This is a genomic window from Rhodanobacter sp. GW835-FHT13D09 (genome assembly GCF_058793995.1).
Genome location: NZ_JBXAGL010000004.1, coordinates 22,420 through 34,796, shown reverse-complemented (window position 1 = coordinate 34,796; position 12,377 = coordinate 22,420). Strand labels below are relative to the sequence as shown.

Annotated in this window: 10 protein-coding genes; all 10 read left to right on the top strand. The window is 65.0% G+C overall.

Annotation, left to right across the window (positions count from 1 at the left end):
* Positions 1-16: 16 nt before the first annotated feature.
* The 10 genes from AC1Q5A_RS07435 to AC1Q5A_RS07390 all read left to right on the top strand — a co-directional run bounded on the left by AC1Q5A_RS07435 (position 17) and on the right by AC1Q5A_RS07390 (position 12,294).
* On the top strand, positions 17-859 hold the full coding sequence (locus AC1Q5A_RS07435; RefSeq protein ID WP_492699771.1) for an alpha/beta fold hydrolase: 843 nt from the start codon (positions 17-19) through the stop codon (positions 857-859).
* A 10-nt stretch (positions 860-869) separates the two neighbouring features.
* On the top strand, positions 870-1,652 hold the full coding sequence (dmpE, locus tag AC1Q5A_RS07430) for a 2-oxopent-4-enoate hydratase (RefSeq protein WP_492699769.1): 783 nt from the start codon (positions 870-872) through the stop codon (positions 1,650-1,652).
* A 12-nt stretch (positions 1,653-1,664) separates the two neighbouring features.
* The gene (gene dmpH / locus AC1Q5A_RS07425) at positions 1,665-2,453 is read left to right on the top strand and encodes a 2-oxo-3-hexenedioate decarboxylase (protein WP_492699767.1); all 789 of its coding nucleotides are present in this window, start codon (positions 1,665-1,667) and stop codon (positions 2,451-2,453) included.
* 20 nt (positions 2,454-2,473) lie between these two features.
* Positions 2,474-3,379: an acetaldehyde dehydrogenase (acetylating) gene (locus AC1Q5A_RS07420; RefSeq protein WP_492699765.1), complete on the top strand. Its 906-nt coding sequence runs from the start codon at positions 2,474-2,476 to the stop codon at positions 3,377-3,379.
* 10 nt (positions 3,380-3,389) lie between these two features.
* Positions 3,390-4,436: a 4-hydroxy-2-oxovalerate aldolase gene (gene dmpG / locus AC1Q5A_RS07415; protein WP_492699764.1), complete on the top strand. Its 1,047-nt coding sequence runs from the start codon at positions 3,390-3,392 to the stop codon at positions 4,434-4,436.
* A 95-nt stretch (positions 4,437-4,531) separates the two neighbouring features.
* The gene (locus AC1Q5A_RS07410) at positions 4,532-5,503 is read left to right on the top strand and encodes a WD40/YVTN/BNR-like repeat-containing protein (RefSeq protein WP_492699762.1); all 972 of its coding nucleotides are present in this window, start codon (positions 4,532-4,534) and stop codon (positions 5,501-5,503) included.
* Positions 5,504-5,514: 11 nt separating this feature from the next.
* Positions 5,515-7,968, top strand: coding sequence for an efflux RND transporter permease subunit (locus tag AC1Q5A_RS07405; RefSeq protein ID WP_492699760.1), 2,454 nt, complete (start codon positions 5,515-5,517; stop codon positions 7,966-7,968).
* Between the two features lie 149 nt (positions 7,969-8,117).
* Positions 8,118-10,073: a DUF1302 family protein gene (locus AC1Q5A_RS07400; protein ID WP_492699758.1), complete on the top strand. Its 1,956-nt coding sequence runs from the start codon at positions 8,118-8,120 to the stop codon at positions 10,071-10,073.
* Between the two features lie 46 nt (positions 10,074-10,119).
* Positions 10,120-11,478, top strand: a complete 1,359-nt coding sequence (locus AC1Q5A_RS07395; RefSeq protein WP_492699756.1) for a DUF1329 domain-containing protein — start codon at positions 10,120-10,122, stop codon at positions 11,476-11,478.
* A 225-nt stretch (positions 11,479-11,703) separates the two neighbouring features.
* Positions 11,704-12,294: a 2-hydroxychromene-2-carboxylate isomerase gene (locus tag AC1Q5A_RS07390; RefSeq protein WP_492699754.1), complete on the top strand. Its 591-nt coding sequence runs from the start codon at positions 11,704-11,706 to the stop codon at positions 12,292-12,294.
* Positions 12,295-12,377 lie beyond the last annotated feature (83 nt).

Genomic DNA, 12,377 nt, shown 5'->3' with positions numbered 1-12,377 from the left:
CCATCCAGAGACCAACATGAACGCCCACAGCAATCCCGAAATCGGCCAGGACATCGTCGCCGCCGGCATCCGCACCAACTACCACGACCTCAACCGTGGCGCCGCCGGCGTGCCGCTGCTGCTGATCCACGGCTCCGGCCCCGGCGTCAGCGCCTTCGCGAACTGGCGGCCGGTGATGCCGACGTTCGCCGAGCGCCGTCGCGTGGTTGCGCCGGACATGGTCGGCTTCGGTTTCACCGACCGTCCCGCCGGTTACCACTACACGATGGACAACTGGGTCACCCACGCGATCGGCGTGATGGACGCGCTGAAGCTGCCGCAGGTGGATCTGGTCGGCAACTCCTTCGGCGGTGCGCTGTCACTGGCGCTGGCCGTCCGCCATCCCGGGCGCGTGCGCCGACTGGTGCTGATGGGGGCCGCCGGCGTGCCGTTCAAAATCACGCCGGGGCTGGACGAAGTCTGGGGCTACCAGCCTTCGTTCGAGAACATGCGCAAGATGATGGATCTGTTCGCCTACGACCGCGCGCTGGTCACCGACGAACTGGCCGAGCTGCGCTACCGCGCCAGCATCCGGCCCGGGTTCCAGGAATCGTTCTCGGCGATGTTCCCGGCGCCGCGCCAGCGCGGAGTGGATGCGTTGTGCACGTCGACGGCGGACATCCGTGCGCTGCCGCACGAAACACTGGTGATCCACGGCCGCGAGGACCAGGTGATTCCGCTGGCCAATTCGCTGACCCTGGCCGACTGGATTCCGAATGCGCAGCTGCACGTGTTCGGCAAGTGCGGCCACTGGACCCAGATCGAGCACTCGGCGCGTTTCGCGCGCCTGGTCACCGACTTCCTCGACGAGGCCGCCTGAAGCCATGGCCATGAACCTGCAGGATATCCAGAAGCACGGCGACGAGTTGTACGAGGCGCTGGTCGGGCGCCGCGCGGTGGCACCGCTGACCGACCGCGTGCCGGACATCGGCATCGACGACGCCTACCGCATCCAGCTGCGCATGATCGAGCGCCGCATCGAGAAGGGCGAGACGGTCGTCGGCAAGAAGATCGGCGTCACCTCCAAAGCCGTGCAGAACATGCTCAAGGTCTACCAGCCGGACTTCGGCCAGCTGCTCTCGGGCATGGTCTACAGCGAAGGCGAACCGATCCCGGTGGACACGCTGATCGCGCCCAAGGCCGAGGCTGAGGTGGCGTTCATCCTCAAGGCCGATCTCAACGGTCCGGGCATCACCGCCGCCGACGTGCTGCGCGCCACCGACTTCGTGCTGCCCTGTTTCGAGATCGTCGATTCGCGCATCCAGGACTGGAAAATCAAGATCCAGGACACGGTCGCCGACAACGCCTCCTGCGGCGTATTCGTGCTCGGCGGCACGCCGCGCTCGCTGCGCGGGCTGGATCTCGCGGTCGCCGGCATGGTGGTCGAGAAGAACGGCGACATCGTCTCGACCGCCGCCGGTGCCGCGGTACAGGGCTCGCCGGTCAACGCGGTGGCCTGGCTGGCCAACACGCTCGGTGCGCTCGGCATCCCGCTCAAGGCCGGCGAGGTGATCCTGTCCGGTTCGCAGTCGCCGCTGATGCCGGTCGTGGCCGGCGATTCCTTCCACTGCAGCGTCGGCGGCCTCGGCAGCTGCTCGGTGCGCTTCGCCTGAAGAGCTGACGTCATGACCCTAGACCAAGAAACCATCCGGAAGCTTGCGGCGTATCTCGAAGATGCCGAACTCAATGCGAGCGCCGTCGCCAAGATCACCGATGCGCATCCCGCGCTTGAATGGGACGACGCCTATGCCATCCAACAGGCGATCCGCGCCCGCAAGGAAGCACGCGGCCAGCGCGTCGCAGGGCTCAAGGCCGGGCTGACCTCGCGCGCCAAGATGAAGCAGATGGGCGTCGACACGCCGGTGTTCGGCCTGCTCTTCGACTACATGAGCGTCGCCAACGGCGGCGAGATCGACGCGTCGAAGCTGATCCACCCGAAAGTCGAAGCCGAGATCGCCTTCGTGCTCAAACAGCCGCTGCGCGGCCCCGGTTGCCATGCCGGCGCGGTGCTTGCCGCCACCGACTTCGTGGTGCCGGCGGTAGAGATCATCGACTCGCGCTACGAGAACTTCCGCTTCGACCTGACCAGCGTGATCGCCGACAACACCTCGTCCTCACGCTTCGTCGTCGGCGATGTCGCGCGCGGTGTCGAAAGGCTGGACCTGCGCACGCTCGGGCTGGTCATGGAGAAGAACGGCGAGATTGTCGCCATGGCCGCAGGTGCGGCGGTGCTCGGCCATCCGGCGGTCGCGGTGGCCGCACTTGCCAACCACCTGGCCAGTCGCGGCGAAGAGCTCCCGGCCGGCACTTTCATCATGAGCGGTGGCGCCACGGAGGCGATTGCGGTTGCCGCCGGGGATGCCATCCACGTGCGCTTCCAGGACCTGGGCAGCGTATCGATGCGCTTCGTTTGAGCCATGCGAGGAATAGGACAATGAAAAAGATCAAGTGCGCCATCATCGGTCCCGGCAACATCGGCACCGATCTACTCTACAAGCTGCGCCGCTCCGAGGTACTGGAGCCGGTCTGGATGGTCGGCGTCGATCCGGCGTCCGAAGGCCTGGCCCGCGCGCGCGACCTCGGACTCAAGACCACCGCCGAGGGCGTCGACGGCATGCTGCCGTTCGTGCATGGCGACGGCGTGCAGATCGCGTTCGACGCCACCAGCGCCTACGCGCACAAGGCCAACTCGGACAAGCTCACCGCGCTCGGCGTGATGATGATCGACCTCACGCCGGCGGCGATCGGCCCGTACTGCGTGCCGCCGATCAACCTGCAGAAGCACACCGAACAGCGCGAGATGAACCTCAACATGGTCACCTGCGGCGGCCAGGCGACTGTGCCGATGGTGGCGGCCGTGTCGCGGGTGCAAGCCGTCGCCTACGGCGAGATCGTGGCCACCGTGTCCTCGCGCTCGGCCGGCCCCGGCACGCGCCTCAACATCGACGAGTTCACCGTCACCACCGCCAGCGCCGTCGAGAAGGTGGGCGGCGCGAAAAAGGGCAAGGCCATCATCATCCTCAATCCCGCCAAGCCGCCGCTGATCATGCGCGACACGGTGTACTGCCTGACCGAGGAAGCGCCCGACGAACGCGCCATCACCGAGTCGATCCAGCAGATGGTGGGCGAGGTGCAGAAGTACGTGCCCGGCTACCGCGTCGTGCAGGGTCCGGTGTTCGAGGGCAACCGCGTCTCGATCTACCTGGAGGTCGAGGGGCTGGGCGATTTCCTGCCGAAGTACTCCGGCAACCTGGACATCATGACCGCCGCGGCGACGCGCACGGCGGAGATGTTCGCCGAACGCATTCTCGATGGCTCGTTGAGCCTGCAAGTGGCCTGAGGACCGCACCATGAATTCGAAAAAGACACGCATCACCCTGCACGACGTCACGCTGCGCGACGGCATGCATCCCATGCGCCACCAGATGACGCTGGAGCAGATGACCGCTGTGGCCACCGGGCTGGACCAGGCCGGCATCCCGCTGATCCAGGTCACCCACGGCGAGGGCCTCGGCGGCGGCTCGGTCAACTACGGCTTCGGCAAGCACTCCGACGAGGAGTACCTGTCCACGGTCATTCCACTGATGAAGCGCGCCACGGTGTCCGCGCTGCTGCTGCCGGGCATCGGCACGGTGACGCACCTGAAGAAGGCACACGACCTGGGTGTGCGCAGCATCTACATCGCCACGCACTGCACCGAGGCGGACGTGTCCGAGGAGCACATCACCGAGGCACGCAAGCTGGGCATGGACACCGTCGGCTTCCTGATGATGAGCCACATGAACTCGGCCGAGGGCTTGATCGGGCAGGCCAAGCTGATGGAAGGCTACGGCGCCAACTGCATCTACGTGACCGATTCGGCGGGCCACATGCTGCCGGCGCAGGTGCAGGAAAAGATCGGCGCGTTGCGCCATGCGCTGCGCCCCGAAACCGAGCTGGGTTTCCACGGACACAACAACCTCTCGATGGGGGTGGCCAACAGCGTGGCCGCGGTGGAAGCCGGCGCCAACCGCATCGACGCGTCCTGCGCCGGGCTGGGCGCGGGCGCGGGCAACACGCAGACGGAAGTGTTCGTGACCGTGTGCGACCTGATGGGCATCGAGACCGGGGTCGATCTGTTCGCGATCCAGGATGTCGCCGAAGACCTGGTCGTGCCGATGAAGAAAACGCCGCAACGCATCGGCCGCGATGCGCTGGCGCTCGGCTACGCCGGCGTCTACGGCTCGTTCCTCGGTTTTGCCTGGCGCGCCGAGGAGAAGTACGGCGTGCCGGCGCGGGAAATCCTGCTCGAAATGGGCCGGCGCGGGATGGTCGGCGGGCAGGAAGACATGATCGAGGACACGGCGTTCCGCATGGCGCGCGAGCGCGACGCGCGGAAAACCGGAGCCGCCGCATAGCGGCAGGCGGAGCAGCGAAGCTGCTCCGCACCTCCGGGGGGAGAAACGAGGCATATCGGGCACCGTCGTGCCATGCACGTCAAGGGTGGGGAAACATGCAACTCATAAAGATGAAACATCTGCGCATGCCGGTGCTGGCGGCTTTGCTCGCCGTCGCATTGGGCGCGTGCACAATGGCCGGCCATGGCGACGCCGCGGCGGCCGCCGAAAGCGCCAAACCGATTCGTCGCACCGACCAATTCAATGCGGTGGCGGCGACGGCGCACAGCCTGGTGGCCGGCACGCTTGGCGGCGCGCTGCTCGTCAGCCGGGACGCCGGCAAGACCTGGGCGAGGACAGAGCTTCCCCAGCCGGCTTCGATCGTCGGCATCAGCGCCTGTCCCGACGGCATGCTGGTGGCGTTGGACTTCCATCGCAGGGTCTGGGTGGATCAGGACGGGCAATGGGTGGCACGTCCGATCGACACCAAGATGGATCCCGTCGCGATGACTTGCGACGGCACGAATCGGCTGTGGGTCGTGGGCAGTCGCACCGGCATCGCTTCGAGCAATGATCAGGGCAAGACCTGGACGTCCACGGCGCTGGACAAGGACGCCATCCTGAGCGCAGTGCACTTCTTCGATCCGCAGCATGGCATCGCCGTCGGCGAGTTCGGCAGCGTGGCGGTGACGTCTGACGCTGGATCGCACTGGACGTTGTCGGCGCCGTTGCCGGCCGACTTCTATCCCTACGCCATGTATTTCAGGGATCGCGACCACGGCTGGGTCAGCGGCGTGGCGGGCGCGCTGTTTGGCACCTCCGACGGCGGCGCGACCTGGGCCGCCGTCGACAACCCGGCGAAAGCGCCGATCTATGCCCTGAACGGGGCGGGCGACGCAGCCTGGGGTGTCGGCGCAGACGGTCGGGTGATCCGCTGGCTCGCCGGCGCCTGGACCGCCGTCGATACCGGCGACGCGGGTACGGGCTCCGGCGAGCTGGCCGCATTGACATTGTTCCCGTCTGGCGGGGTATTCGTCGCCGGCGGCGACAAGCTGCATCGGCTCAGTCCGAACCACCAGGCCGATTGAGGGCGCCCATCATGAAAAAAATCCGTGACACCATTGCTGGAATCCTGATCCGTGGCGAACAGTGGCTGTTTGCCAATCCGAAGATTGTGCTTGGCCTGATCCTGCTGGTGACGGCGGTCTTTGCCAGCTTCCTGCCGAAACTGAGGATGTACACCGACTTCAACGATCTGCTGCCGCAAAGCAGCTCCTACATCCAGACCTACAACCGCATCAAGCAGAACTTCGGCGGCGCCAACCAGATGGTGATGGTGGTCCGCGCAAAGGATGGCTCCATCTTCAATCCGCAGGCGCTGGCGCTGATCTACAAGGCCACCCAGGGCGTGGACAGCCTGCCATTCGTCGACCACAACCAGGTGTCCAGCCTGGCGCATCGCACGGTGCGCTCGACCCATCTGGCCAGCGACGGCAGCATCGTCTCGACGCCGTACTACGATCCCCAGGATCCCGCCAGCAGTGCGGCCGCCATGCAGGCGCTCAAGGCGGATGTGGTCGAGAACCCCCAGGTCTACGGCCTGCTGGTTTCGCCTGATTTCAGTTCAGCACTGATCCGGGCACGGCTCAACGAAGGGGAGATCGACTATCCCAGCTTCATCAACGCGCTGGTGAAGCTGCGTGCCGATCTCGCGACACCGGGTTACGACATCTACACCACCGGCAACCCGGTGCTGACCGGCTACGTCTACACCTACCTCGACCAGATCATCGCCATCCTGTTCGGCACTCTGGCGCTGCTGGCGACACTGCTGATCCTGTACTTCCGGCGCTTCTACGGCGTGCTGCTGCCGCTGATCGGCATCAGCCTGTCGTCGATCTGGGGCCTGGGTTTCATGGCGCTGTGCGGTTTCAACCTGGAACCGCTGGCGATGCCGATCCCGTTCTTGATTGCGGCGCGGGCGACTTCGCACGGTGTGCAGCTGGTGGCGCGCTACTACGAGGAGTTCGAGCTCGTACACGACGGCAAGAAGGCGGCGCGCAACGCGCTGGATGCGCTGTTCCGCCCGGGCTCGCTGGCGATCATCGTGGATGCGTTGGGCATCGGCGTGCTGGTGCTGGCGACGGTGCCGTTCGACCACAAACTGGGCCTGTCGGCAGGATTCTGGGCGCTTTCGGTCATCTTCACCGTGCATTTCATGGTGCCGCTGGCGCTGACGGTGTTGCCCGCGCCACGCAAGACGCAGAACAAGAATCATGCGATCCGGACTGCGCTCGGCGCCTTCATGGCGCGCACTGGCGGCAACCAGCGCGGCGCCGTGACGATCCTCGGCGCGATGGTGCTGCTGTTCGTGGTGGGCGGCTACTACGCCGCGCATGTGCAGATCGGCGACTCCGAACCCGGTTCGCCGTTGCTGAAGCGCAATCACGACTACAACCTGTCGACCAAGGCTATCAACACCGCGTTTCCCGGCTCCGAGGAACTGCATGTGCTGGTGCGCACGGACAAGCCCAACGGGCTGAAGCAGCCACAGGCCATGCATGCCATCGAGTCGCTGCAGGCCGACATGATGCTCGATCCGGACACCGGCGGCACCAAGGCGTTGCCGCTGGTGGTTCGTCAGGTCAACCGCCTGACCCACTACAACGATCCCCGCTGGGCGCAGATTCCGCATGACGCGCGCGAAGTGGGCGGCCTGATGTTCGCGTACATGGCGTCGAGCCCTGTCCCCGGCGCGCTCAAGGAGTTCGTCAACCCGGCCGGCGATGAAGCCGACGTGGTGTTCTATTACAAGGACCACCGCGCGGTGACCATCGACCGGGCGATGGCGCAGGCGCGCCGCAGCATCGCCGCCATCGCCCCCGGCGTGGAGGGGCTGTCGATGGAACTGGCGGGCGGCATCATCGGCGTCACGGCGGCAGCCAACCAGGCGATCGACCGCGACAACGTGGTGATCATCCCGCTGGTCATGCTGATCGCCTTCCTGCTGGTGACGACGTACTACCGCTCGCTGCACGCCGGTGTGCTGATGGTGGTGCCGATGCTGTTCTCCACCGTGCTGACCTATGCGTACATGGGCTGGAACAATATCGGCATCGACGTCAACGCGGTGCCGGTGATCGCCGTCGGCGTCGGCGTGGGCATCGATTACGCGGTCTATTTCATGGACCGCATCCGCGAGGAAATGGCCCGCGTCCATGACCTGCGGCGCGCGGTGATCGAGGCGTTCAGCACCACCGGCTACGCGGTCAGTTTCACCGCGGTGACGCTGGTGGCCGGAGTTGCCTTGTGGATCTTCATGTCGGACCTGCGCTTCCAGTCCGATGCGGCGCTGTTGCTGTCGTTCATGCTCGTCCTCAATGCGCTGGCGGCGATGTTCATCGTGCCCGCCTGGTGCCTGGTGTTCCGCCCGCACTTCGTCACTCACGCCAGCGACAGCGATTGGGAGATCCACCAGCACGCCGATCAGGAAACGTGCGTCACGCGGGAGGCGCCCGGGGAGGCGCAATTCGCGGAATCAAGAACCGCGTGAAGTCCACGCAAACCTACATAAGGGGAGGGGTACCAATGAAGGTGAAATTGAAAGCCAAACAAAGCAGTAAGATCCTTGCGATCGCAGGCGCGTCCCTGTTGTCGTTGCCGTGCCTTGCTCGTGCGCAGTCGTCTTCGACGGGCTGGATCGTGCACGGGTATTACGAGAACGAAACCCAGTTCCGCGGCCAGGACTACACCGGCAACAGGGTGGGGCTGTCGAAAGAGCGCAACACGTTCCAGCTCGCCCTGGACAAGAAATTGTCCGATCAATGGAAATTCCACGCCACCTTGCGCGGCACCTACGACGGTGTCTACCGTCTCAACGACAAGGAATACGGCGACAAGGCCGGCGGGCCGATCGTATTGCAGAATACGGCGTCGCCCGTCTTCGCCGGCATCCCCGGCAACCCGTTCCCGAACCTCTCGCAGGCATTCGTCCCGCATGGCGGCGGCATCAACCAGGCCGAGGCGACCGCGTTGGGGCTGCCTCCCACGAATGCCTTCGGGATCAATTCCACCAACCCCAACGCGGCCAACTACAACCCCAACCAGGGCATGCAGGTGCTGGGCCAGCGCTGGCACTCGACCACGGGTGGCGGCGTCGAGTTCGGCGTGCCGGTACGGCCCTGCAACGTGGATTCGCGCGGTTGCGCCAACTTCGGCGGTTACGGCAACCTGAGCAGGCACGACCTGGAGTTCCCGGAGTTCAACAATCGCTTCGACTTCCTGCGCGAGATCTACGTCAGCGGCAACATCCCGCTCTCGTCGACACAGTCGGTGTTCGTCAAGGTCGGTCGTCAGCAGGTGATCTGGGGGCGGACGGACCTGTTCCGCGTGCTCGACGTGATCAACCCGGTGGACTATTCGCGCAACAACATCTACGACGAGCTCGAGGATGCGCGCATCCCGATGCTCATCACGACGGTCGAATACCGCATGGGCGCGTCGTCGTGGTTCCAGGAATCCAATCTGCAATTGGTCTGGAACATGGAAAAATTCCGCCCCAACAATCTCGGCCAGTGCGGTACGCCCAACGCGATCCTGGATGCCGGTTGCTTCTTCCGCGGCATGAAGAACCTGTGGGACAACGGCGGCACCGTCTCCAACTTCGCTTCGGTGCCACCCGGCACGCCGGGCATGTACGCGGCCACCGACTTCGGCCCGCACCAGATCGGCATCCGCAACGTGAACATGCCCGCGTGGACGCTGAAGAACTCCCCGATCGGCCTGAAGTTCGAAGGCGTCTCGGCGGGCGGCACGCTGGGCTTTTCGCTGAACGCGCTGACCTACCGCTCGCAGTTGCCCAGCCTGCACTCGATCAACGGCGCAGCGACCAACGCCTTCACCGGCCAGCCGGGCAACACCGCGTCGCCGATCCCGGGCATACCGGTGCGGAGCCTGATCGCGTTCGACATGGTGTTCCCGCGGATCAATCTGATCGGCGGCTCGCTGGACTATCAGTGGGAGTGGGCCAAGTCGGCCGTGCGCTTCGAGGGCGCCTACACCACCGGCGAGGAGTTCTCCAACACGCTGAGGCCCAATCTGTACTCCCGCAACCCGGTGTTCCGTTCGGTGCTCGGCATCGACCGGCTCACCTTCATCCCCGGCATCAGCGGCCGCCAGGCCACGCTGATTTCCGCCCAGCTGTTCTTCCAGCACATCTTCGACTACCAGCGCGGCCAGAGTCCGCTCGGGCCGACCGGCATCCCCGACTGGAAGAACGACCTCACCTTCACCCTGCTGATCAAGCCGACCTACATGAATGGCCGCCTCAGCCCGCAGTTGCTGTTCGCGCATGACTGGAAGGCGAACGCCGGGACCATTTCCCCGTCGGTGAACTGGCTAGTCAACAACCATCTGAGCCTCACGGCGGGCGCGCTGCTGCACTACAACGACCTGAGCCGCTACAACTTCGACGATTGCCGCTCGTGCAATCCGTGGGCGCCGTTCACCACGTACACCGGCGCGAACCCTCCGCAGGCATTCACCGACGGCTCCTACGGCCTGGGCGGCATCGAGCCGCTGGGACGGTTCCGTGCCGGGCCGCTGGGCACGGCGGGCAAGGAAAACCAGCTCTTCGTGAAGCTGCGCGCCAGTTTCTGAGCGGCAGGCGGAACCCATGAACACCACATTCTCCAGGAGAGGCGTCATGAACAACAAACCACTCGCATCCGTGCTCGCCGCGTTGCTGGCGCTGTCCTCGGTGGCGGTCATCGCTGCCGAGCAGGGCAACAACTACGTCGAGAACAACAGCCCGACCGGCGATCCGGTCGTGGATGCCTCGTTCAACCCTTACGCCAAGGGCATGCCGACCTTCCCGGGCTACACCCCGGGCGTGGTCATCGACAAGGACAACGTCGAAACCTACAAGGGCATGCTGGACCCGGCGATGTACACCTACATCAAGAACGGCTGGTACAAGGTGCAGACCAAGCCGACCTTCTCGGAGCTGCTGACCAAGAGCTTCCGCGACGCGACCAAGGCGAGCTACAAGAACGTCAAGCTGGATCCCAAGACGCTGCAGCTCGAAGGCTACGTTTCCGGCCGGCCGTTTCCGCAGGAGCCTTCGCTGGACGACCCGCAGGCGGGCTTGAAGCTGGCCTGGAATTTCCTGCATGGGGTGAACTGGGGCGACAACGGCACGATCAACCCGTTCTACTGGCAATACCGGAACATGAAGACGGGGCAGGTGGAGCGCGTCATCGACTTCCAGTTCAACTTCCTCAACTACAAGCACCGGTTCGAGGACGCGCCGATCCCGGAGGTCACCCCCAACCCCTCCGACCTGTACCGCGGCATCTACGTCAAGGTGCTGAGTCCGGACGACGTGCGCAATACGCAGTTGCTGATCCAGCGCTACGACGACGACCGCAAGCAGGACGACGCCTATCTGTACCTTGGCTTCCAGCGGCGCGTGCGGCGGTTGCCTACCGGGCAGACCACGGACTCGTTCCTCGGCTCGGATCTGATGATCCAGGACTTCGAGGGCTACAACGACCGCGTGGCGGAGATGAAGTGGACCTACAAGGGCGCCAAGGACATCCTGATGCCGTTGTACCGCCACAACGAGCTGAAGCTGTCGGACGAATTCCCGCAGCCGGACGGCTACAAGTTCGTCGCGTTCGGTGGCCAGGGCGGTTGCTTCCCGGAGATCACCTGGCAGCTGCGCAAGACCTACGAACTGGAGGCCGTGCCGGTCAACAACGGGTCGCCGATCAGCAAGCGCCTGTTCTTTGTGGATGCGCAGACCGGTGCGCTGTCGCGCACGCTGATCTACGACCGCAAGGGCAATCTGTGGAAGAGCTTCATCATCGGCAAGACCGATCCGGACCACCACCTGCCGATCAACAAGCATTCGGGCATCCCGATCGACGACTCGTTCTCGATGGTCGACCTGGAGGCGATGCACTGCACCACCGGCCACTTCAAGGGCCAGATCTCGTACAAGCTGAATCCGCCCAGCCTGTTCCAGGTGCAGAACATGCGTGATTCGGGAGGCGGTGACTGACGCCCTCCGCGGTTGTGGCGGAGGTCGTGCGCGACCTCCGCCTGGTTTCCGGAAGAACGCTTCCGCGCGTCGACATGCTGGCCGGATGCGGCGGGAAGATTTCCACCGTAACGAGCGCGGCAGGCCGGCGATCACGTGATCATGCGGACGGCAATCGTCGAAGTCCGACCTTATCCTGTCCGAGTTGCCGGCGAGCCGGGTGCCTGGCCGTCATGGAGATGAACGATGCAAGCGGTTGATCTGCAGATTTTCTTCAACTTTCGCAGCCCCTACTGTTACCTGGCCTCCAAGCGCATGTTCGACCTGCTGGACGAGTTCCATGTGAACCTCGTGTGGCTACCGCTGGGCGGCTGGAGCGGCCGGTCGCCGCCGGAGCGCGCCAAGCTCAAAGTGCCCCTTGCGCGGCAGGATGTCGGCCGCTTCGCCCGGCGCATGGGCATTCCCTACAACCCGCCGCCCAAGACCACGGACCCGACGCGCGCCGGCGCGGTTTCCCTGCTCGCACAGGAACAGGGGCGGTTGCGGCCCTATGTGATCGAGGTCATGCGTGCGGAATGGGCCGAAGGCCAGGACATCGGCGACCTGGACGTATTGCTGGCGGTGGCGGAACGTGTGGGTCTGGATCGACGCGCTGCGGCCGCCGCCGCCGACGATCCGGTTCGCCACGAGGTGCTGGAAGAAAACTGGAGGAGGGCACAGGAGCACGGCATCTTCGGCGTGCCCACCTTCATGGTCGGCGAGGAGATCTACTGGGGGCAGGACCGCATCGATTTCGTGCGCGAACATCTGACCGAATTGCGCCTGGCCCGCCTCTGAATCGATGGCAGCATCGATAGCGCATCGGAAATCCTGCTTTTCGTGAAGCGGCGGCACTGCCCCGAATCACGTAACGAGCGGTG